The sequence below is a fragment of the Pseudoalteromonas aquimarina genome (assembly GCF_049257255.1).
GTDB lineage: Bacteria > Pseudomonadota > Gammaproteobacteria > Enterobacterales > Alteromonadaceae > Pseudoalteromonas.
In genome coordinates this window covers 362344-384543 of record NZ_JBMMUG010000001.1, presented here as the reverse complement: position 1 = coordinate 384543, position 22200 = coordinate 362344, and the positions used below count along the sequence as shown (strand labels likewise).

Annotated in this window: 18 protein-coding genes; 8 read left to right on the top strand and 10 right to left on the bottom strand. The window is 39.6% G+C overall.

Annotated elements, in window-relative coordinates; translation table 11 throughout:
* The first annotated feature begins 9 nt into the window (after positions 1 to 9).
* Together AAEU29_RS01730 and AAEU29_RS01725 are read left to right on the top strand one after the other, a co-directional pair.
* Complete coding sequence (locus AAEU29_RS01730; RefSeq protein WP_421971802.1) at positions 10 to 642, top strand: lysoplasmalogenase; 633 nt, start codon at positions 10 to 12, stop codon at positions 640 to 642.
* A 42-nt stretch (positions 643 to 684) separates the two neighbouring features.
* Positions 685 to 1719 (top strand): phospholipase effector Tle1 domain-containing protein, encoded by a 1035-nt coding sequence (locus AAEU29_RS01725; RefSeq protein ID WP_421971801.1) that lies wholly within the window; start codon positions 685 to 687, stop codon positions 1717 to 1719.
* A 334-nt stretch (positions 1720 to 2053) separates the two neighbouring features.
* Here the strand turns inward: AAEU29_RS01725 and AAEU29_RS01720 are convergent, their stop codons facing one another.
* The 5 genes from AAEU29_RS01720 to AAEU29_RS01700 form a co-directional block, all read right to left on the bottom strand.
* Positions 2054 to 2344 (bottom strand): putative quinol monooxygenase, encoded by a 291-nt coding sequence (locus AAEU29_RS01720; protein WP_421971800.1) that lies wholly within the window; start codon positions 2342 to 2344, stop codon positions 2054 to 2056.
* A 37-nt stretch (positions 2345 to 2381) separates the two neighbouring features.
* Complete coding sequence (locus AAEU29_RS01715; RefSeq protein ID WP_421971799.1) at positions 2382 to 2807, bottom strand: DUF7832 domain-containing protein; 426 nt, start codon at positions 2805 to 2807, stop codon at positions 2382 to 2384.
* Positions 2808 to 2934: 127 nt separating this feature from the next.
* A complete protein-coding gene (locus tag AAEU29_RS01710) occupies positions 2935 to 3555 on the bottom strand; it encodes a hypothetical protein (protein ID WP_421971798.1) in 621 nt (206 codons plus the stop codon).
* Positions 3556 to 4119 (bottom strand): hypothetical protein, encoded by a 564-nt coding sequence (locus AAEU29_RS01705; protein WP_421971797.1) that lies wholly within the window; start codon positions 4117 to 4119, stop codon positions 3556 to 3558. It lies immediately after the preceding gene.
* A gap of 134 nt (positions 4120 to 4253) precedes the next feature.
* Complete coding sequence (locus tag AAEU29_RS01700) at positions 4254 to 4952, bottom strand: hypothetical protein (RefSeq protein WP_421971796.1); 699 nt, start codon at positions 4950 to 4952, stop codon at positions 4254 to 4256.
* 959 nt (positions 4953 to 5911) lie between these two features.
* Between AAEU29_RS01700 and AAEU29_RS01695 the strand changes: the two genes are divergently transcribed.
* The gene (locus AAEU29_RS01695) at positions 5912 to 7288 is read left to right on the top strand and encodes an MFS transporter (RefSeq protein ID WP_421971795.1); all 1377 of its coding nucleotides are present in this window, start codon (positions 5912 to 5914) and stop codon (positions 7286 to 7288) included.
* Positions 7289 to 7369: 81 nt separating this feature from the next.
* Here the strand turns inward: AAEU29_RS01695 and pyrC are convergent, their stop codons facing one another.
* Complete coding sequence (pyrC, locus tag AAEU29_RS01690; RefSeq protein ID WP_421971794.1) at positions 7370 to 8407, bottom strand: dihydroorotase; 1038 nt, start codon at positions 8405 to 8407, stop codon at positions 7370 to 7372.
* A gap of 167 nt (positions 8408 to 8574) precedes the next feature.
* Between pyrC and AAEU29_RS01685 the strand changes: the two genes are divergently transcribed.
* Positions 8575 to 10266, top strand: coding sequence for a collagenase (locus AAEU29_RS01685; protein WP_421971793.1), 1692 nt, complete (start codon positions 8575 to 8577; stop codon positions 10264 to 10266).
* Positions 10267 to 10353: 87 nt separating this feature from the next.
* Complete coding sequence (locus AAEU29_RS01680; RefSeq protein WP_421971792.1) at positions 10354 to 12726, top strand: EAL domain-containing protein; 2373 nt, start codon at positions 10354 to 10356, stop codon at positions 12724 to 12726.
* Positions 12727 to 12749: 23 nt separating this feature from the next.
* On the opposite strand, the gene metE is transcribed toward AAEU29_RS01680, so the two are convergent.
* Positions 12750 to 15020, bottom strand: coding sequence for a 5-methyltetrahydropteroyltriglutamate--homocysteine S-methyltransferase (gene metE / locus AAEU29_RS01675; protein ID WP_421971791.1), 2271 nt, complete (start codon positions 15018 to 15020; stop codon positions 12750 to 12752).
* A gap of 303 nt (positions 15021 to 15323) precedes the next feature.
* Here metE and AAEU29_RS01670 point away from each other — a divergent pair, with 303 nt between their 5' ends.
* Positions 15324 to 16208: a LysR family transcriptional regulator gene (locus tag AAEU29_RS01670; RefSeq protein ID WP_421971790.1), complete on the top strand. Its 885-nt coding sequence runs from the start codon at positions 15324 to 15326 to the stop codon at positions 16206 to 16208.
* Between the two features lie 35 nt (positions 16209 to 16243).
* Here the strand turns inward: AAEU29_RS01670 and AAEU29_RS01665 are convergent, their stop codons facing one another.
* A complete protein-coding gene (locus tag AAEU29_RS01665) occupies positions 16244 to 17293 on the bottom strand; it encodes an AI-2E family transporter (RefSeq protein WP_421971789.1) in 1050 nt (349 codons plus the stop codon).
* Between the two features lie 89 nt (positions 17294 to 17382).
* Between AAEU29_RS01665 and AAEU29_RS01660 the strand changes: the two genes are divergently transcribed.
* Positions 17383 to 18279 (top strand): TIGR01777 family oxidoreductase, encoded by an 897-nt coding sequence (locus tag AAEU29_RS01660; protein ID WP_421971788.1) that lies wholly within the window; start codon positions 17383 to 17385, stop codon positions 18277 to 18279.
* A gap of 13 nt (positions 18280 to 18292) precedes the next feature.
* Here AAEU29_RS01660 and AAEU29_RS01655 read toward each other — a convergent pair whose 3' ends face one another.
* Together AAEU29_RS01655 and AAEU29_RS01650 are read right to left on the bottom strand one after the other, a co-directional pair.
* Positions 18293 to 20788: an ABC transporter permease gene (locus AAEU29_RS01655; RefSeq protein ID WP_421971787.1), complete on the bottom strand. Its 2496-nt coding sequence runs from the start codon at positions 20786 to 20788 to the stop codon at positions 18293 to 18295.
* Positions 20778 to 21491, bottom strand: coding sequence for an ABC transporter ATP-binding protein (locus AAEU29_RS01650; protein WP_421971786.1), 714 nt, complete (start codon positions 21489 to 21491; stop codon positions 20778 to 20780). Before AAEU29_RS01650 ends, AAEU29_RS01655 begins: the two co-directional genes overlap by 11 nt.
* A gap of 10 nt (positions 21492 to 21501) precedes the next feature.
* On the opposite strand from AAEU29_RS01650, the gene AAEU29_RS01645 reads away from it, so the two are divergent.
* Positions 21502 to 22155, top strand: coding sequence for an arylesterase (locus tag AAEU29_RS01645; RefSeq protein ID WP_421971785.1), 654 nt, complete (start codon positions 21502 to 21504; stop codon positions 22153 to 22155).
* The last annotated feature ends 45 nt before the right edge of the window (positions 22156 to 22200 follow it).

Here is a 22200-nt window from a genome sequence, read left to right as displayed (position 1 = left end):
CCGTTAATTATGTTTAATACACTCCTGCCTTTTATTTTTATTTCGGCATACAGTCATATTTACTTTGATAGCTTAAAAAAAGACGCTCTCTGTTATATTTTTAAGCCGTTAACCACCATTTTGATCATTTGCCTTGCGTATATGCAAACTAACACTTTTACCCCTGTTCACTATTGGGTATTTGGCGGGTTAGTCTTCTCACTTATTGGCGACATATTCTTAATGCTTAAAAAAGATTATTTTTTGCAAGGGCTTATCGCGTTTTTTATCGCCCATGTTGCTTATGTAATCGCCTTTACTGATACCGAAGGTTTTGAATTTAATGGCTGGTTGCTACTCTTTTTATTAGCCTATGCAGGGGTATTAATTGCCATTTTAAATAAGCATTTAGGCAAGCTGCGAATTCCGGTTTATGCCTATGCCACGGCACTGACCTTAATGGTACTTACCAGCTATAACTTCTTCCAGCTATCGTGGCACTACATGAGCCTTTACGCCTTTGTTGGCGCACTATTTTTTATGGTGTCGGACTCAATTTTGGCATATCGCCGTTTTGTTAAAGAGTATGTGTGGAGCCAACCTGCTATTTTAGCAACCTACTACATTGCACAAAGTATGATAGCCCTTAGCCTAACAAACTAATTTAATCATGAAATAACACGTTTACAAACAAGGACAGTTTTAATGAATGCCGTATTTTGTTTTGATGGCACCTGTAACGAACCAAATGACGCTGATGATGCATTTTATAACAGCAGCATCAGCAACGTTTTAAAAACCCATATTTTTTGCGGTGGTGATTTAATCAATACAAGCCACGCCTTTGAGCAGCAAAAAAGTTTTTATTACGCAGGCATTGGCACCTACGGCAATTGGTTAAGCCAAGTGTTTAATACCATGTTTGCGCCAGAGTACGCTGACTTAGAAAGCATTTACAAGCAAGCCTATGATGATTACTTAACGCTAACAGGTGATGACCAGATTTTTATTTTTGGTTTTAGTCGCGGCGCCGCAATTGCAAGGCGATTTGCTAGCAAACTGACTGAGCAAGGGCGAAAAATCACCTTTTTAGGCGTTTATGACACTGTTGCGTCTATCGGCATGCCTGATTTAAGCGCACATACCCTACCCGCAAGTGATGTGGTTTTTGAAAACAATAGCGTTAGCCCGCTCATTCAACAAGCAGTGCATTTGGTTGCAATTGACGAACGCCGCATAGCCTTTCAACCTTTACTTATGGCACCTGGCGCCAACGTAAAAGAAGTGTGGTTTGCAGGTGTACACTCAGATATTGGCGGTGGCTTTTGGCATGATGGCCTTGCCGATATTTGCTTAAGCTTTATGCTTGAAGAGGCAAAACACTTTGGCTTAAAAGTACTTGAACTTAATCAAGTAGATTACTCAAAACTTTCTGAAAATGAGGTATCTATCGGCTCTGACGATATCGCCATTTTCCCGCAAATTGATGCCCCACTGCACCAAAAAGCCCGCACTGGTTTTATGTCATCAAAAACATTAAACCCAAGGCAAGTGCGCGTTGATTGTATGGAAGACTGTATGCCACTTGTGCATTACAGCGTAGTTGAACGCTTCGTTAACGTTGCCGATTACCGCCCAATCGCCCTTCGAAACAAACCATTTCAACTGTTATTACCCAATGGAGAACGCAGTGGAATGATTTTTGGGATAGAAGGTATGAGGGAATATTCGGTTTTATAGTTTAAAACTATAGTAAAGCTTGCTTCCATGCGGGTATCTAGCGCCATCCATGGCGCCCTCGTTCATTCTTTTTAAACGGCCAAAAAGAACGAACCAAGAAAAAGCCGACCCAAAATCAAACTAATTCTTCAAACAAAATTTAAACGTGAACATAAACGCCATGAAACAACGTCCCTGTTGTACATGGCTTGCTCGACCGCTTCGCTCCCTGTCTCGCATTATTCATTTAAATTTTGTTTTCAGGTTTGATTAAGGGGTGAAGGAGTGAATCTAAATACCTTCTTCTAAAGACTGTTCAGTGCCAAACTCGGACGTTCGGTACCATACTCTCTCGTTATACGTTTTTGACACTGCCAGTTATCTGATAATGCCTTTCGACATTGCGACTAACCTTGCCCCAAGCAGAGCTTTTAACCCTCAGTTGGTGGTTGTCGAATGATTTTTGATCCATGAACTCTTCATAGACCGTGAATTTGTTTAACTGGAATTTATCTTGAACAACTTCAAATTTAATGCAACCAGTTTCTTGGCGAGTCAACTCAATGTGGGTAGCTAGCTCATTTTTAACAACCACTAATTCTTGGTCTGGAACTAAGATATGTCCTTGTAAGATAATTTTCGACACGCTCAATTTCCCTAAAATGTCCATTTTAAACAGTTTGTTATGTGTTCGATTGAGACCACATTTCAAAATGTTTAGAGATTACTGGTGCCACTTTATCATATGTTTCCCAGGTATCTGGTACATGATAAATAGTTTCGTATTTTTCTTCTGGGTCAACAGCCTCAACATATACGGAAAAATACTCATTTTCGTAGAACTCCGAAGCAAACTTATTGCCAATATCATTGAGATCTTCATCAGTGAATTTACCATCACAATTATCAGCAAGAAATTGACCGCCAGTTTTAAGTTTGCTTTTTACGGCTTGCACATCTTCTGGCCGCTCAAAGTTATGTACTTCACCAACCATGCCATGAACTAGAGCCCACGCAAGGAAAACTCCAGTATGAGTATAAGCATTTTTTTCTGGCAATCCTGCGGGGTAGTCACCACCATAATGCCATGATGCATCATCGTACTTCATAGTTTTTCAAACTCCATTTAGAACACAAAACGCTTTGCTAAGCAGCAATAAAATTGTTGGCTAAAATTAGCGAGGAACGAGCAAAAGCCAACTGTTTTTTGCCCGTTTAAGCAACTTGTTAACTTTCTCAGCGCGTTCTTCTTCGGTACAAAGCAACTAAAAACCCAAAAAAATCAATCAATAACCTACCAATAATCACAGATAACGCAGACATTATTGCAACATAAGTATGATCTTCAACGGTCTCTTCTTCTGTAAACTCTTTAAAGTTAACTCCTGCTTTGTTTGCTATAAATTTCAGCTCTAACTGTTCTGATGAAATCACAGATATAGTTATTTCATTTTTTTCCACAAACTCTTTCAGCTTTATTTTTTTTGATAACTTTGACTTAAAGTTATTAAAATCTACATCACCGAACATTTCTTCAGGATTAGTTATATAAAATACTCTATACAATTCAGGTGCATTAATACTGTTTATGTCTAATAACATTTCAATATCTTTAATTGATTTTTTTCCTGAGTTTTTCAAATCAACTTGTGTCACATAAACATCTGAAACTTTCTTTCCCAGAATAGGTATTTCTTTTCTGCCGACATCCTCAGGGCCTAATAACTTTTTTGAAGAAACCACTTTATATGTAACTTCATAGTCAGGTAATAAAAATTGTTTAACATCTGAACCAAATAACAAAACAAAGCCGACCGCAATTCCTACTACAAAAGGTGCAATAAGTTTTTCTAACATTTACTTGTCCTTCCTATTTCTTTTTATTTCTTGAAGTCGGATTACGTATTCTATTTGGGACTCGGAATCTATTGGCATATGTTCTTTTTCAGGTAACCCTAACGATACATCTATCGCCATTTCTGGAAATTTCCCATTGTTATTCACAGAGATATTTATTTCGTCTACATACAATGAACCAAATCGTTTTTTTGACTTCAAGTCTTCTTCTAAGTTTTTAGTAATAACAGGCAAATGTTTGTTTACCACTTCAATCACTTCTTCCTGTGAAAGTCTTTTGGATAGCCTTTTCTTGACTGCATCATAGAAACATGAGGCTATTGTCCCTGCAATAGCACCCGTAATAAAAAGAATGAATGATCCTTTTTCAACTCTTTCAACGTCTAAATGAATATTTCCATACACACTTTTTCTGATTTGATTTCTACTTGTACTTTTATTCATTGAACACATACTTTCAAAAACGCTTTGCTCTATTGCAGTCGTAAAATGCGAGATCAAAGCGGCTAAAGTGCTTGTAGATAGTCTATCCGGCTTACTTGTTAGTTTAATTTTTAAATCCATTTCATCTCACTCATTGAAAGCACAATTGCTTGATATAAAGTTAACGCCAATTTAAGGGGCTGATAATAGTTTACTAAAATTGTGTAGCGTAGCGAAACCGAGCAAACTGTTTGCAGTCCCGCTTTAAATTCTAGTTATGTTTTTTTCTTGCTATCTTTGGAGCTACTAGCCAAATGACCAATAAGCCCTATCATTTCATTTAGTTTATCCAAGTTCCCTTTTTTAGCTTCATCTCTCATGTTCTCTAAAGCTTTCCCAACCTCTGTTCCTTTAAATTTCTTTCGAATTTCTGACGCTTCATCTTTATTAGATTTAGGTTGAACCATTCTTCTAACCCTAGGAAGCCGAACATATAGTTTTGTTGATAAAAGCCTACAATTACTATTGAATTGTTCTTTCACTGCAGATGGTTCTTTTGAGCTAAGTTTAGTATTAAGTGCTTTCGAAAGTTCTATGATTTGGTTTACGGTAGGTTCCGAATCAAATAGAACATCAAAGCCTCTACCTTTTCTGTCAAAGTGAGCAGCTTTATTTCTAATATTTTGAATGATTTTTAGTGCTTTATCTTCATCATCACTGATTAAGCCTAAAGCAGTACAAAGAACCCTTTTAGAATTAAAGTCCCCAGCAGGAGAATTAAATTCTAGTAGCTTTTGTCCATGTTTTTCTGTCACGCAGATCGACTGAAGTAACAAACCCAATATTTCTTCTAAATATGCTGAAAGGATCAAGATTGCGCCACGATCAGACTCATTTTTAACAAGTTCTGTAACCTTTTTGGGCATTCCTAAAAAAGCTGCCTCAGGTGGGTTATTTTTATTATCATCAACCATGCTGAACCTTATTTAAAACATAACGCTTATTATCGAGAATGCCGGATATGTAATTTTCAGACATCACCTAAAATTTGATAAAAAAATAACAATAAGCAATTGATTAATATTAATAAATTACATTTTAAAGGGCGCTAACGTATTTAATTTTCGAAAAGAAAGCGAGACCTGTCTTATCGAGCCCTCAGTTGTGTCCTATTAAATACGAAATAGCTTTAAAAATCTAATTATTAATCAATAAGTTGAATTTTATGGGCTAGGTAAAGCGAGAATTAATATATTTATTTAATAGGAAGTAAAATCACATTTTTGATTGGTTAGCTATTATACCTGTGCAAATACACATACTTTTCAGGTATTCAACGAAATCAAAAGTTAACATAGGTATGATCTTTTGAAATCATAATTGTGAACGGCTGTTCCTCGCTCATTTGCGACCTTGAAGTCTTTTGCTGAGATTAACTTCCCCCTTAATCAAACCTGAAAACTGATTTTAAATGAATAATGCGAGACAGGGAGCGTAGCGGTCGAGCAAGCCATGCTGAGGCATGGATGTCGATTCATGGCGTTTATGTTCACATTTAAAAGACGTTTGAAGATTAAGTTTGATTTTGGGAGCGCCAGGGGAATCCAAAGGGGGGCTGGCGTTAGCCCCCTTTTGGCTGCCGTCGCCAGCGCGACAAATATAGTTAATTTTTATAAAAATTGTCTGCGTATATTTAGATTTCAAGGCTTGAGGGTCAGGTCTTGCACTTTGCCTGTTAACTTAAAATCACTCCTTGATTTACTAAAAACAGGTTTTTTAATTAACTTCACTCCCCTTTCCACTCACACAAAGTCACGACTTTACTCGCTAACTAATACCAATAAAATTCAACATCAAAAACCCCAACTTATCCCTTGGAAATCCCCTCTCAATCCTCTAGTATTACTGCCTAACCGTGCAAAAAAGTATTTCAATGAAATCATTCCCTTCGCTTTATTTCACAAACTTATTTTTGATTGGTGGAACGGGTTTACTCACCACTTACCTAGCGCTTTATTTAGGCCAACATAATGTCTCTACATTTTGGATTGGTTTACTCACCTCATTTTATTATTTAGGTTTGTTACTTGGTTCTAAATTAGGTTACCACTTAATCAAATCGGTTGGTCATATTCGTACTTTTGTCGCGAGCACCGCGGCGGTAACAGCTTGCGTTGCAGCGCATGCACTCAGTGACAATATTTACCTGTGGTTAGTGCTTAGGTTAATAGTTGGCCTTAGTATGATGTGTAATTACATGGTGTTAGAGAGTTGGCTTAATGAACAAGCAGCGCCTGAATCCCGTGGCCGGGTGTTTTCGTTTTATATGATCACCTCTTACCTTGGTATGGTGCTTGGTCAATATGCATTATCGCATTTCCCAGAGCTTGGCTATGCCCCGCTCTTTTTAGTCTGTATGGCGTTGTCGCTTGGTATAATTCCGATTTCTATTACCCGAAGAATTCACCCTAAACCACTCAAACCAATTCAAGTGAGTTTATTTGACTACTTTAAAAAGGTGCCGCAATCACTTACTGCGGTGCTTTTTGCTGGCATTATTAATGGTAGTTTTTACGGCTTAGCACCTACCTTTGCGAGCCTTTCGGGCTTTAGCGCACAAGAAATTGCACTATTTATGTCGATTACCATTTTTGCAGGTTTACTTGCCCAGTGGCCGATGGGTGTTATCTCTGACAAAATTCGCCGTAGTATTCTTATTCGTACCAATGCCGTTGCTATTTGTGCTGTGAGTTTAGCGTTATTTTTATTGCCGCTTGAGCAGTATTTTGCCTATGCCCTTACGTTTGCTTTTGGCCTATTCGCCTTTACGCTTTATCCGCTTTCATCCGCACTGGCAAACTCGCGTGTAGAAGACGAAGATCGCGTAGGCGTGTCCTCTGCCTTACTGATTATGTTTGGCGCAGGCGCAGCCGTTGGGTCGGCAGTGAATGCCCAAATAATGGCGCATTTTGGTCATCAAGCTTTATATGGCTCAATCGCTTCACTTACTGTGGTGATGTTTGTGTCATTGAGTTTTATTAACTCGAAACAAAAAGCGGAACAACCAGAGCCAACCGATTACGTGGTGGGTACATCCGATGTTACTGCATCGCCACTGGCTGCAACTATGGATCCGCGTATTGAAGAAACCACTGCGCACGAGCAATTGCTGGTGGTTGAAGAAGAAAATCTTAGCTCTGAAGATTTAGACGATGAAGAATTTGATGACCAAGAGTTTACTAAGCAGCAACACCCAGATTTTGATACAAGTTCAGAGCAAACCTTAAAAAAGAATGAAGAAAAAACGTAGCCATCAAGCTAACTTTATTTAATAACACAAGCAAAAAAGCCCGCAAATAGCGGGCTTTTTTTACATTTGAAAATGTGTTTGTTACTTCACTTTCCACGTGATTTCGTCGCCTGCGCGAATTGGCACAACCACGTCATCGCCTAGTGGGTATGACTCTGGTACTTGCCAAGTGTCTTTTTCAAGTGTCACTGTGTCGGTATTGCGTGGTAAACCGTAGAAGTCTGGGCCATTAAAGCTCGCAAACGCTTCTAACTTATCAAGTGCACCAGCTTCTTCAAATGCTTCTGCATATAGCTCAAGTGCTGCGTGCGCAGTGTAAGAACCTGCACAACCACATGACGCTTCTTTTTTATCTTTTAGGTGTGGCGCTGAATCCGTACCTAAGAAAAACTTTTTGCTGCCGCTTGTTGCCGCTTTAATTAACGCTTCTTGGTGAATATTGCGCTTTAAAATTGGTAAACAGTAGTAATGAGGACGAATGCCACCTGCTAGCATGTGGTTACGGTTATACAGTAAATGGTGAGCCGTAATGGTCGCTGCAACATTATCACCTGCTGCCGCTACAAACTCTGCCGCATCTTTCGTCGTAATGTGCTCAAGTACAATTTTCAGATTTGGGAAATCATCCACAATTTTGCACAGAATGTTTTCAATAAATACTTTTTCGCGGTCAAAAATATCAATGCTTGAATCTGTTACTTCACCGTGAATAAGTAACAACATACCTACTTCAGCCATTGCCTCAAATACTGGGTACATGCCTTCAATTGAAGTTACGCCTGAATCTGAGTTAGTCGTTGCGCCTGCTGGGTATAATTTAGCAGCAACAATTTTACCGCTCGCTTTCGCTTTTTTAATTTCTTCTGACGTTGTTTTATCTGTTAGATATAACACCATTAGCGGCTCAAAGTTGCTGTTATTGTGCGCTTGAATTCGCTCGTAGTAGCTAAGGGCAGAATCAGTACAGGTTGCTGGTGGTACAAGGTTAGGCATAATAATCGCGCGACCCATGTAACGGCTTACGTCACGTACGGTGTCTTTTAATTGGTCGCCATCACGTAAGTGAATGTGCCAATCGTCTGGGCGAGTAATGGTTAATTTAGCAGTTGTGTCTGTCATGATCCTACCTTTTATTGACGGTGAGCGGACGAACGTCCGATTGTGCTGATCTTATTGACTTGTGATGCTGCTGTAAAGCGCTAGCGTAGAGGTTTATCGATAATAATTGTATACAATATCCCTTTTTGATAAGTTAGCGCACACATTACTAAAAATAGAGACCAAAAATGAAACTAACACGCGCTACTTCTCTGTTATTAACAGGGTTACTTGCTTCGGGTTGTGCATCGACAATCAACGAGCCAACAGCCACGCTTTTACAAAGCCCTATCACAATTAACACACAAGCTTATTGGCAATTAGGTTTAACCAGCAGTGACTTTGATGCCCTAGTTACCAATTTAAACGCTGGCGCCGACATTAATGAAACCCTTTATGCCCTGCGTGGTTTTAGCTATTTTGGCAATACGAAGAATTTAACATCTGAGCAATTAACAGCACTTGATAGCGCGTTGTTTGCCCGTATGCAAACCATCGCTAAAGACGACTATCGTGCTATCGAAAACTACGCGGTAACGCTTTACCGTTATTACTACTTTGATAATTTAAAAGATAAATTAGCTAAACACTTACCTTTATTACCAAATGTAGCGCTTAGCGATGCAAGCCCGCTTGCAGCACAATATGCTAAGTGGGAACAACTTCGAGCAATAGGCTTTTTAGCATTTGAAGCACGCAGTAAGGATGAGATTAAACAAGCGGTACTTGCACAAACTAATTGGCAACAAGAATTACTCGATTTACTTCAAAACGATAATAGCTGGCAGCAAGCGCACGCGGCTTGGGCGCTTGGCTACCTTCATTACATTTTAGATGATGAAGCAGCTGAAAAAGTACTTGATGAAAAAGTGTGGGCGGCACTTGAGCAAAACCCAAAAACAAATAAAGAGTTTATCTTTTCACAGCGTTATTTAGTTAATAGCTTCCGTGGTAAATCAGCTTGTGATGATGAATTTAAAGGCCGCTGCAGCGAAATAACACTGGATGACGCCTTACCAATTAACCATAAATGTTCAGATTCGCTGTTTATTCGCGCGCAAACTTTAACTACCGAGCAGCTAAATATCAGTTGTGAGCGTTTAATTTCGCAAGAATCACATTTCCATGACGTATATGCCACCAACCGCCAACCTGTGCCAAACGATTTTAATGAAGCACTTCGCGTTGTTATTTTTGATAACTACACAGGCTACAACCAGCACGGCCAAATGATTTTTGATATCAGCACCGACAATGGCGGTATGTACATTGAAGGTAAGCCAAGCAAACCAGGTAACCAAGCTACTTTCTATTCTTTTAAAGCTTTTTGGAAAGAAGATTTTTCGGTTTGGAACCTAAACCACGAATACGTCCACTACTTAGATGGCCGCTTTAATAAATACGACGGTTTTGGCCACTTCCCTAGCCACTTAGTATGGTGGAGCGAAGGTGGTGCTGAATTAATTGCACAGGGTAAAAGCAACGATCGCGTAAATAAATTATTACATGAAACAGAGCAAGAAAAATGGCCTAGCCTACGTGAAGTATTTGATACGACTTATAAGGATGGGTCAAAACGCGTTTACCAATGGTCGTATTTAGCGCACCGTTATTTATCTGAAAATGCCTTAGATGATTATCGTCAGTTAGCACACTTTTTGCGTACAGATTACTTTGATGGCTACAGTGAGTTGCTTGATAGTCTGGTAGCTAAACATGGTGATAACTTTACAAACTATTTAGCAACGTACAAACAAGCTAATCCTTATCAAGAAGCCGCTGTTAAAGCGAAACCAAACAAATTGTACCGCTATTTGTATCGTGATTACCTAATGCCAAAAGCGCTTAAAATCACTGCCGAACATAATCATATTTTATAACGGAAAAACAAACTTTTATTGAGCAAAAGTGCTTGCTGAGTTACATTTGTGTTAATTTAAAATTACAAACGGTTAGCAAGCGCTTTTATGCAGTATTCATCAAGCGATAATGTAGACGCAATGACCAATCGAGCTAATCAGCTCAGCATCATTAATGAGTTTGCCTCATCACTCATTCGTATTGTTGATCTCGATGAATTGTATGACTACGTCACACACCAAGTAGTTAAACGCTTGGGATTTGATGAGTGTTCTATTTTTTTAGCCGATTTAGAAAAACAAACCCTTACTCAAGTTTCTTCCATCTATAAACACGACAAAGCTGAAAGTGATCAACTTTCCATTGCGATTAATGAAGGCATTTGCGGTCATGTGTTTGAAACTGGTTGTGCGGAAATTATTAGCGATGTAACGACTGATCCGCGTTATTTGCAAATAAGCGGTAATGTGCATTCTGAAATATGTGTGCCGCTGGTGTATGACGGCCAAGTATTGGGCGTTATTGATTGTGAGCACCCTGAAAAAAATTATTACACCAAAGATCACTTAAGTATTTTGACCACCGTTGCATCTATGCTCAGTGCCAAAATTGATCAATGTAAAACCGTTGCTAATTTAACCGACACCATCAACCAGCTTAACTATGCTCAGCGATTAGAAAAAGGCATGCTGCAAATTGCCAATTTAAGTTCTGATTCGCAAACCATGGATAATTTTTATAAAGGGTTACACGATATTGTTAATACCCTTTTACCTGCTGAAAACTTATTTATAGGTTACTACAACAAACAGACTCGCGGTTTAGAAATCCCTTATATTATTGAGCATGGTGTTGAGCGCATTACGCTTAAACGCTTTAGTAATGCACAAATTCAAAAAACAGCTTCTGTATTCGCCATTAATAAACAACAAGCCGTACTTTTAAATGGTGATGAGTATCAAGCACACATCGAAAATGACGATTTTCATTTAATTGGCGCTTTGCCTAACTCTTGGCTTGGCGTACCGTTTGATTTAAACGATGAGTTATCGGGCATTATTGTGGTGCAAAGTTATAACCAAAGTGTGTGTTATACCGAACATGATAAAGACTTATTAACTTATATCAGCCAACAAATTCGATTAGTGCTTAATCGTGTTTTTGCTGAAAAAGCGCTGCAACACAAAGTAATGCATGACGAACTCACAGGCATTGCCAACCGCGCATTGTTAATCGACCGTCTAACTCATGCGATACATGCCTTAGGGCGCACAGAAAACCAAAAAATACACGCCCTGCTCTACTTAGACTTTGACCGATTTAAAATAATCAACGACACCTTAGGGCATCAAGTCGGCGATAAATTTTTAGTTAAAATCTGCCAGATTATTAATAAATGCATTCGTGAAACAGACACTTTCGCCCGTTTAGGTGGCGACGAGTTTGCTATTTTACTGTGTGATATTTTTGGTGCGGAAGATGTTACCCCTGTAATTGAGCGCATAAAGTTAGCATTAAAAGATCCACTGCTTATTGATGACCATTTATTGCAGGCATCAACCAGTATTGGCGTGGCATTTGCCAATAAAGAAACTGACGAAGCCTATAAAATTTTGCAGCGCGCGGATGCAGCAATGTACCAAGCAAAATCAATTGGCCGTGGCAAAGTACAGTTTTTTAACGACACCATGAGGCAAAAACTAAAAGGCGCCGCGCTTTTAGAAAGTGATATTCAAAGCGGCATGATGAAACATGAATTTGCTCTGTTTTATCAACCAATTTTTACCATTCAAACGGGTGAAATTATTGGCTTTGAAGCGCTTGTGCGCTGGCATCATCCTGAACGTGGTTTTGTTTCACCTGCTGATTTTATTCCACTTGCAGAAGAAACAGGGCAAATTCTCGCGCTCGATTTACATATTTTGGAACTGGCAGCTAAGCAAATTAAAATTTGGCAAGGTGCAATACCTGAAAGCTTTAAGGTAACAGTTAATGTTTCGTCTAAGCATTTCTCAACGTTAGAGTTTGCTGACTTTATTCAACGACTTTACTACGAGTATCAATTACCGCTTGGTAGTTTATGTATTGAAATTACCGAGTCGGGCTTAATTGAAAACTTGGCCCTTGCAACTGAGATAATTGAAAAACTAAAAACCTGTGGCGTTAAACTGTGCTTAGATGACTTTGGTACAGGGTATTCGGCACTTGGGTATTTACATCAACTGCCTATTCATATTTTAAAAATTGATAAAAGCTTTATTGATAATTTAAAACGCGATGAAAGCCACCCATTAGTTGATGCGATTTTGACACTGGCAAGCTCTTTAGACTTTGATGTTGTTGCCGAGGGTATTGAAACTGAAGAGCAGCTTGATGTACTTAAACAAACTAAATGCCAATACGGCCAAGGCTTTTTAGTGGCAAAACCTATGCCTGCAAAACAAGCCTATACCTTCTTAACAACGGGAAAACTAAGTTAGTTTTCCCGTAAGTTACACTTTCCTTATGCGAGCTCTTGTCTGAGCTCTTTTGCTGCAGTTACCATATTATTAAGCGCAGCGATTGTTTCAGGCCATCCACGTGTTTTTAAACCGCAATCAGGGTTTATCCATAATCGCTCTAATGGCACTTTGTTGGCGGCTTCTTTCATCAGCGCTTTAATCCAGTTAACGTCTGGGATATTTGGACTGTGAATATCATAAACACCTGGTCCTATCTCATTGGGATAGTCAAAATCCTCAAAGGCATTGAGTAATTCCATATTAGAACGTGACGTTTCAATGGTAATGACATCCGCATCCATATCAGCAATTGCCGCGATAATATCGTTAAATTCGGCGTAACACATATGAGTATGAATTTGGGTTTGATCGCTCACCCCTGATGCACTTACTCTAAATGCATAAGCCGCCCAGTCTAGGTAGTTCTGCCACTCTGATGCTTTTAATGGCATTCCTTCTCGAAATGCGGGTTCATCAATTTGAATGATATCGATGCCAGCTTTTTCTAAATCTACCACTTCATCCCTAAGCGCGAGTGCAATTTGATTGGCAATCGTTGGTTTATCAAGATCATCACGAATAAACGACCAAAACAAAATAGTGACGGGGCCAGTAAGCATGCCTTTCATTTTTTTATTTGTTAATGACTGGGCATATTTAGTCCAGTTAACTGTCATTGGTTGTTTACGGCTTATATCGCCCCAAATTATCGGAGGCTTAACACAGCGCGAGCCATACGATTGCACCCAGCCAAATTGGGTAAAGGCAAAGCCTTCAAGCAACTCGCCAAAATATTCCACCATATCATTGCGCTCAGCTTCACCGTGAACCAATACATCTAAATCAACGGCTTCTTGCTGCGCTACGGCATAGGCAATTTCATTTTCCATCTGGGTTGTGTATTGCGCTTGCGTAATATTGCCTGCTTTAAAATCACGCCTTGCTTTACGAATGTTATCGGTTTGTGGGAAAGAGCCAATTGTTGTAGTAGGCAAAATTGGTAAGCCAAGCGCTGACTTTTGGATTTTCTGGCGCGTTGAAAAACAACTGATGCGTTTACCATCATTTGCAGTTAAACCCTCAACACGATTCTTAACCGCTTGATTATTTACCCTTAATGACTTGCTACGCGCTATTACTGGCGCTGAATACTCTGTAAGTGTGGTTAAATCACCTGTGAGTAACGCATCTTTTAATAATTTAAGTTCAAAGCCTTTTTGTTTAGCAAAGGCAAGCCAAGATTTAATCTCACTATCAAGCGCACTTTCTTGTTCTAAATCAACGGGGGTGTGTAGTAAAGAGCATGAAGGCGCAAGCCAAACATCACTTCGCGATGACACCACATTTTTTATTTGGTGATAGATTGATAGCAGATCCGCTTTCCAAATGTTACGCCCATTAATTACCCCTAGTGATAAAATTTTATTATTGCCAATGGCGTGATTAATCTTGTAAATGTCTTGTGTTTCAGCCACTAAATCTAGGTGTAAACCATCAATTGATAAATTGACTATGGTATCTAGGTGATGTTCTATTGAGCCAAAATAAGTTGCGAGCAGTAATTTAACGCCCTGCCCATGCAACTTAGCAAAACTAGTAGAAAGTGCCTCGAGATACTCTTCTGATAACTCTAGTGCGAAAATAGGCTCATCTATTTGTACCCACTCAACACCTAACTCAGCTAGCTGACTAAGCACCTCTTGATAGGCAACTAACAAACGTGGCAACAAGGATAATTTATCAAAATCAGTGTCCGTTTTCGCAAGATGCAAGAAGGTAACAGGGCCGACAAGCACAGGCTTTATGTTGTGTCCAAGTAGCTTTGCTTCTTTTACCTGCTCAAACAATTCAGTAAAGCTTATTTCAAATACTTGGTCTTCACACAGTTCTGGCACGATGTAATGATAATTAGTGTTAAACCATTTAGTCATTTCACTGGCTGCACAAGCACAACCCGAAGGCGCCTTACCACGACCAATTCTAAATAAAGTATCTAAATCAATTGCCCCTGTACTACTTTGATGGCGTTTTGGTACAACACCAAACAACAAAGATGTACTAAGTACATGGTCATACCAAGCAAAATCGCCAACGGGTAATAGTTCAATGCCTTGGCTTTTTTGTAACTGCCAGTTGTCTTTGCGGATCGCCTGTCCTTTTGCTTTTAACTCAGCTAACGAACTTTCGCCACGCCAATAAGATTCAACTGCTCTTTTTAGTTCACGTTGTTTGCCTATTCGTGGAAAGCCTAAATTATGTAGTGTAATTGCCATCTTGATATCCTTTTATTTGAGACGTTTAGACGGCTAAATACTAGATTTAAATTTCTTTCAATTAAATCGCAAGTTTTTCCAAATTAACTTGAGAAAAACTAATAATGAAAACACCAGACCAAATAAGGTACACGACCAAAAGATTAATGACAGCGCTATCATAACTATTAAAAATATATAAAATAGCAATTTATTATCATTATGGCGTTAATTTGAGCTTCTGAGCATTGAAACATGAAAAATAAACAGCTAGTATCGAAGCTCTCTCATGATCGTTCAAGTTTAATATGAGTATTCTTAAAGATGATAGATGTAAAACACCTGAAAACCATCGCCACGCTAAAAGAAACGGGTTCTTTAGTAAATACGGCACGTGAGCTATACCTAACACAATCGGCTTTATCACACCAAATCAAAGACTTAGAAAACAAACTTGATTGCCAGTTATTTGAGCGAAAAACCCACCCAGTGCGTTTTACACCACAAGGTATGCTGCTTTTAGAACTCGCCCACGATGTGTTGCCTAAGGTTGAAGCAACAAAGTGTCGTTTAAAAGAAAGCCTGAACCAACCCATTTCACAATTACGTTTAAGTGTTGAGTGTCATGCGTGTTTTCACTGGTTATTACCAACCATTAAAGAGTTCAATAACTTTTGGCCTGATATAAAAGTCGACTATGAGCGCGGTTTTAGCTACGACGCAATCCCAGAGCTATTAAATGATGAGTTAGATTTAGTTTTAACATCGGATATTCGCGAAACTGAGCGTCTTGAATACGCCCATTTATTTGATTTTAAATTAAAGCTGATTGTGAGCCCAGATCACCCACTTGCTAAAAAAGCGTATGTAACAGCGCTCGATTTAAAAGACGAGACCATAATTTCGTACCCTATTCCACGCGAGCGCCAAGATATTTTTAAACACTTTATCCAAAACGCGCGCTTTGATGGCACTTTAAAAACCGTTGATCAAGGCTTATTGATTTTCCAACTAGTAAGCGCTGGTATGGGCGTTGCTGCACTACCTGATTGGTTAGTAACACCGTATGAAAGCCAAGGCTTAATTAAATCAATTCCATTAGGCGCCCTAGGTTTAACAAGGCCAATGTATTTAGCCATGAAGAAAACCATGAGCGAAAATCCAGTTTATCGACATTTCTTAAATACCTGTAAACAAAAAAAGGGTTAGCCACGTGCTAACCCTTTTCTTTTTTATACCGTTATTTACTGTTCAATTTCTTCATTAACTTGCTCTTCACCGCCTAACAGTACCGCAAGCCATTTTCCTTCTTCACTGTTTTCTAAGGCTATTTTTACAACCATAGTGAGGGGCACAGAAAGTAACATGCCAACCGTGCCTAACAGCCAACCCCAGAACAGTAACGACAAGAACACCACAAGTGGCGATAAACCTAACCCTTTGCCCATATAACGTGGCTCAACCATATTGCCCATTACGGTATTAATTGCCATATAACCGGCAGCAATAATGCCAGCAACACCGACACCTTGTAGAACAACCGCCAATAGCACAGCAGGAATTGCAGCAATAATCGACCCAATATTAGGTATGTAGTTTAGGAAAAACGCTAATACGCCCCAAAGAATGAAATAGTCGATATCAAAAGCCCATAACATTAAGGTTACCAATAAACCGGTAGCAAGGCTTACTAAGGTTTTAATTGCGAGGTATGAATTTACCGAATCCAAAAATAAATCAATTTGTTTTTGTTTCATTTCTGGGTCGTCTAACGCTAAATGCACTTTTTTGCCAATATAAGGCGCTTCAAGCAACATAAACACTACAGTTAAAATAATCAGAAATAAATCAGCCATAATGCCACCTACACCTGCAAGGGTATTGGCAGCAACATCAATCAGTTTACCTGGGTCTAAGAACGACATGATGCGTTCTTTATCTATCAATATATTGTATTGCGCTAAAGTGGATAACAGACCGGAAAACTCATTTTGCAGTTGTGCTTTGTAAACAGGTACATTTTGCGAAAAACCATTTACAGATTGCCCCACAAGCCCTGCTAGGCTGACAACCACCAATAAAATGAGCAATATAACAATGGTAATCGCGGCCCCTTTCGGTACGCGATAGCGCCCTAATAATTCAATAAGTGGGCTACAGATAATGGCGATAAAAACAGACAGAAGAAATGGTACGACGATTGCGCTCGCTAATTTTAAACCTGCAAGTACGACAATTAGTGCTGCAAAGACGAGCAAGCTTTTACTGGCGCCGGTCAAATTTTGCTGAACCATGGCTATCCTTAGTTCGTATTATGACATTGTTCTAATTAAGGCTATGCTACAGTATAAGCGTGGCAAATAGGAAGCTATTTGATTTATCTATGAATATTTTAATAACAGGGGCCACAGGCCTAATTGGCTCGCACTTATGTAAGCACCTTGCAAACCATCACAAATTGGTGGTGCTAACGCGTCGCAAAGAAAAAGCCTTTACACTATTAGGCCATCATGTTGATGCCCATGAAACTATTAATGACATTGATTTTAATGAAATTGACTGCGTGATTAACCTAGCAGGCGAACCAATTGCAGATAAACGCTGGACAGCCTCTCAAAAAGCCAAAATAGAAGCCAGTCGCTGGCAAATAACAGCGCAAATCGCAGAGAAAATTAAAGCTGCAAAAACGCCTCCCCATACCTTTATATCAGGCAGTGCCATTGGTTTTTATGGCAGGCAAAACGAACCTGTTACCGAAAACAATAACCAACCTTTTGATGAATACAGTCATCATTTATGTAAAAAATGGGAGCAACTTGCGCTATCAGCGAGTTCTGAGAAAACCCGCGTATGTATTTTAAGAACTGGTATTGTGCTTGCCAAAAAAGGTGGTGCACTGGGTAAAATGATACCGCCATTTCAATTTTATCTTGGCGGCCCAATTGCAGATGGCAAGCAATATATGTCGTGGATCCATATTAACGATATGGTGAACATCATTTTATATTTAATTGAAAATGAGTCACTTCACGGAGTGTTTAATGCCACTGCACCAAACCCAGTAACAAATAATGAATTTAGTGAAAGCCTAGGTGAAGCGCTTAACCGGCCAAGTCTATTAAGAATGCCCGAGTTTGTTTTAAGAATGTTGTTTGGTGAGATGGCTGATTTATTGGTGTTTGGCCAAGCTGTGTTACCAAAAGCACTAAATGATGCAGATTTTAAGTTTCAATATGCCGAGTTAAAACCCGCATTAGAAAATGTGTTAAGTGGGCGCTAACGCCCACTTTTTTTTATAGAGCGCGTACCAAACCTTGGGTATTTTTACGTAAGGTTTTCGCGACTAAACCATAGCCTAATAACGCAACAAAAAGAGCACCAACAACAGGGCCGTACACCCACATCGTTGGGTGAAGGTTACCAAATTGCTCAAACATGCGATATTGCACTATGAGTAGTGCTACATCACTGAAAAGCGCTGCAGCAATACCTGCAAATAGCCCAAGTAATACAAACTCATAAAGCACTGCATTTTTAATTAACTTAGCCTTAGCACCCAAAGTTCGTAGTATCACCACTTCTTGCATACGGTCATGAAGGCTTGCTTGCACTTGCGACACCAGCACCAATGCGCCGCATATCACAACAATGACCAGCACAAAGCTTATTGCCGTTGCGACTTGATCAATGGTAGATCGCACTTGTTTAATCATTGAGTCCACATCTATGATACTGACACTCGGATGATTACGAACAAGTTGCTGCAAAGCACGTTTAGATTCATTAGGTGTACTTACCGCTGAAATATACGTTGCTGGAAACTGCGAGAGTACTTTAGGACTTAATATAATAAAGAAGTTTGGCTGCATGGTTGACCAGTTTACTTCTCTGAGGCTAGTAATTTTGGCGCTAAAACGTTGTGAACCAATTAAAAATTCAAGCTCGTCGCCAATATCGACACCTAAACGCTCAGCCATGGATTGCTCCATTGAAAGCTCATTTTCATCTGGATTCAACCACTCACCTTTTACTATGGTATTGTGGTTTGGCAAAGTGTCGCGCCATGTTAAGTTCAGCTCGCGCCCAACACCAGAACGCGCTTCTTCATCACGCTTTTCGTTTTCTTCTGCTGAAACTGAGCGCGCAACTAATTCGCCGTTGATGCTGTTTACGCGCCCACGTACTACCGCATAAAAGTCAGTTTGCTGAATATTATTCTCAGCAAGGAAGTTAGCAATATCTGTTCGCTCATATTCGCTGATATTAACTAAAAAGCCATTCGGTGCGTTTTCGGGTAGTTGCGATTGCCAATCCGCTATTAAATCGTTTTTCATAACAACCAAAAACAAGATGAGCTTGATTGCCAACGCAAAGCTAATCACTTGTACCGCATTGGCATTGGCACGTTTTTGCAGTGATGCAATGGCCAATGACCAACTGTTACTTGGTTTTAAACCAAGCTTACGTGATGATGTAAAAAGTAATCTGCTTAAACCAAATAACATGGCTGCAAGTAATGCACACGACACAAACATGATGCCAGCAATGACAAAGCTGCGGCTAAATAGACACATCAGCGCAAATACCGTGAGTGTTGCTAACAATACGTGAAGTTTAGATACTTTAAGGGAATCACCTAAATTACGGCGTAGTACGCGCATTGGTGGAATATCAAATAAATCCATTAATGGCTTAAGTGAGAACATCACCGCGCAAATAATACCGGTGAATGTGGCAAGTCCCATTGGCCAAAAGGATGCTGCTGGCAATGCTTTACCCATTTTTTCACTCAGTAAATCAATTGCAACCACCTGTAATATAAAGCCAAGTAGTAAGCCAATTACTACCGAAAAAAGCGTTACTAAAAGCAAATGCGTGATGTAAATATTACGGATTGTGGTACGCGAACCACCTAGTGTTTTCATCATTGCCACGGGATCATACTGGCGCTCGCAGTAACGCCTTGCTGATACGGCAATTGCCACTGCAGCAAGCATAATGCCGAGTAAACCAGCAAGCAGCAGAAAGCGCTCTGCACGATTTACTGAGTCAGAAACAGGGCCTTGTCTATCTTTAACCCCATACCAGCGCTGATTTTCAAGTAGTTGTGGTTTCAACCAGGCATAATAGTCGGATAATTGTTGCTCTGTGCCCGCATATAAATAACGGTAAGAAACACGACTGCCCGGTTGGATCACTTGAGTTTTTTCAACATCAGCAATGTTCATTAATACGCGACGTGAGCTCGAAAAAATGGCAAAAGGGGCATCTGGCTCTTCAGCCAGTATTTTTTCAGCAACAAAAGTGGCTTCGCCAATTTCTACCTGATCTCCAACTTCAATATTTAAGCTGTAAAATACCGTATCGGACAGCCAAATATTGCCTGGTTGTGGATGTGCTTCTGTTACATATTCTTCACCATCAAAACTATCTTTTAGTTTTAATTGCCCTTTAAGTGGGTAGCCTTCATCGGTTGCTTTAATATAAGCAATTTGCATTTCATCTTTAGCAAACAACATGCTATCAAAGCCATACCAAGTGGCGGTGCGCAAACCATCATCGATGGCTTTAGTAAGAAACTCTTCAGGCAGTTTATGATTGCTTTGTAAGCCTCTATCTGCAGCTATAAACTCACTGCTTTTTTGATTAATAGAAAGGCCAATACGGTCGGTAATGGATGACAATGTCATTACTGTCATAACCGCAAGGGCAATCGCCAACAAAATAATGTTAAGTTCGCCGCGTTTTAATTCTTGGCGAAAGAGTTTAAACGCTAATTTAGCCCACATCTGCCTGAACTCCGATACGGTCATCAATTAGTTGCCCTGCATCAATATGAATGGTGCGCTGACATTTTTCAGCTAAATGCTCATCGTGGGTAACCAGCACTAAGGTTGTGCCCACCACTTTGTTTAAGTCAAACAACAATTCTTCAATTCTGCGGCCGTTCTTACTGTCAAGATTGGCTGATGGCTCATCGGCAAAAAGCACCTTTGGCTCACCAATATATGCACGCGCAATAGCAACACGTTGCTGCTCACCACCTGATAGCTGTGATGGAAAATGATGCAAGCGATGCGATAGCCCTACTTTATCAAGTAACTCTTTTGCTTTTTCTTCAGCGTTTGTTTCACCTGCTAATTCTGCTGGCAACATGACATTTTCAAGCGCCGTTAAACTTTGCACCAACATAAATGATTGAAAAATAAAACCGACACTTTTAGCACGTACTGCTGCGCGCTGCTCTTCATCTAGGTTGTGAAGTGGTTCACCATCTAAATAGATTTCGCCTTTAGTTACACTGTCAAGGCCTGCAAGAAGCGCAAGTAAAGTAGATTTACCTGAACCCGACGCGCCAACAATCGCAATTGACTCACCCGGCTTGACATTAAAACTGATGCCAGAGAGGATAGTTAGGTCGCCATCAAGTGTTGCGACAGTTTTTCCAAGGTCTTTTACCTGAATCACATTCATTTGCGAAAGTTTATTCATAGGACTCTCAATGTTATTACGTAGTTTATTTGTTATCTTTTTCGTTATTAGTTACTCAGTAACTGCCAACACCGATCACAGTGATGGTAAAAGCAATAGTAATCAAACAACTAAAATTCTTATATTAGGTGACAGCTTAAGCGCAGGCTATGGCCTAAAACAAGACCAAGCTTGGGTTCAGTTGTTACAAAATGCGTACAACCAAGAAAAATCCCCTATCTTGTTGATAAATGCAAGTATTAGCGGTGAGACAAGTGGTGGCGCATTACAACGTTTGCCTGCTTTATTAGCTGAACATACACCGGACTGGGTTTTAGTTGAAATTGGTGGCAATGATGGCCTTCGCGGCTACCCCGTTAAGCTATTAAAACAAAATTTAAAACAAATTGTGGATAAGAGTATTGCTGCAAACGCGAAAGTGCTGCTGATGGAAATCGAAATAACACCAAACCTTGGTAAACGTTATGCAACAATGTTTAAAGATGCCTATCAGCAAGTGGCAAATGAAAAGCAGCTTCCTATCATACCCTTTTTTATCACATCGGTTGTGACTGAATCTAATTTAATGCTACCAGATGGCATTCACCCGAATGCAGAGGCTCAGCCACTTCTAAGCGAGAAAATGAAGCAACATTTTGATGAAATCATTTTGCAAAGAAACTAAAGAAAAGGGCTCAATTATATTTATTGATGAAATCGTATATTTATC